Raw genomic sequence first — 1,220 nt, 5'->3', positions numbered from 1 at the left:
ATGTTCTTCGGTGCGCCGCTGCTCGGCTCGCTGTCCGACCACTTCCGCCGCAAGAAGACGCTGGCGCTGTGCCTGCTGGGCCTTGCCCTCGGCTACGCACTGACCATCTGGGGGCTGGTCGGCCGGGACGTCGCGCTGTTCGTCGCCGGACGTGTGGTCGGCGGCCTGTTCTCCGGCAGCCTGCCGGTCGCCCAGGCGGCGATCCTGGACGTCACGCCGAAGGAACGCCGTGTGAACTCCATCGGCCTGATCATGTTCTGCGTCTCGACCGGTTACGTGGTGGGCCCGCTCATCGGCGGCTACCTCAGCGACTCCACCCTGGTCTCCTGGTTCGACCTCAAGACGCCCTTCATCTTCGTGGCCGGCATCACGCTGCTGAACCTGCTGGTGCTGCTGGTCTCCTTCCGGGAGGAGCCGGCGCCCCGGCCGACGGGGCGCATGGCCTTCCCGAACCCGGTCAAGCACCTCATGGAGTCCTTCACCTTCTCCGGGGTCAGGGTGCTCGCCGCGGCGCTGCTGCTCATGTCCCTGGGTTGGACGGCCTTCTTCCAGTTCATCGGCTTGTACCTGACGGCCAACGAAGGTTTCGGCCAGCGCGCGGTCACCAACCTCATCTCGGTGGTCGGTGTCGGCCTCGCGGCGTCCTTCCTCTCCCTGGTGCCGCTCTCGATGAAGTACCTCAGGCCGCAGATCGCGGTGGCCGGGTCGCTCGCGGCGATGACCGTGTGCGTCGCCGGCACCGCGCTGACCGGTTCGAGGGTCGCGCTCTACGGCCTGTGCCTGGTGGGCGCGGCCGCCTACGGCATCTCCTACAGCGGTCTCGTGGGCATGATGTCCGCCGCCGTGGACGACAGCCACCAGGGTTCCGTCATGGGCACGGCCGGAGCCATCGCCGCCATCTCCGCGGGCCTTTCGGGCGTCGTGTTCGGCATCATCGACGGCTCCAGCTCGCTGCCCATCTTCTCCGCCGCGGCCTTCGTCCTCCTCGGATTCCTGCTGTTCGCCGCGGTGCGGCCTGGCGCCGTGACCTCCCACGAGGAGCCGCGGGAGAGCGTGGACAGGACCTCCGCGGTCTGAGAGCCGCCCCTGGGGACAGCCGCCGACCGCGGGCGGCTGCCAGCCCCGGGGGCCGCCATCGGCACCGGGCCCGTGGTCACCGGGGCCCCGCCGGCGAAGGGGCGACGGGGGGCCCCCCCCCCCGCACGGTGTGATATATAAAA

1 protein-coding gene is annotated in these 1,220 nt (G+C 70.1%); it reads left to right on the top strand.

Features of this window, described 5'->3' with window-relative positions:
* Positions 1-1,077, top strand: a 1,077-nt coding sequence (locus ACFW2E_RS47255) for an MFS transporter (protein WP_384478454.1), incomplete at its 5' end; no start/stop codon positions are given.
* Positions 1,078-1,220: the final 143 nt, after the last annotated feature.

This window comes from Streptomyces sp. NPDC058964 (assembly GCF_042741275.1).
Lineage (GTDB): Bacteria > Actinomycetota > Actinomycetes > Streptomycetales > Streptomycetaceae > Streptomyces.
The sequence above is the reverse complement of the archived record's forward strand: the minus strand, read 5'-3'. Positions and strand labels throughout refer to the sequence as shown.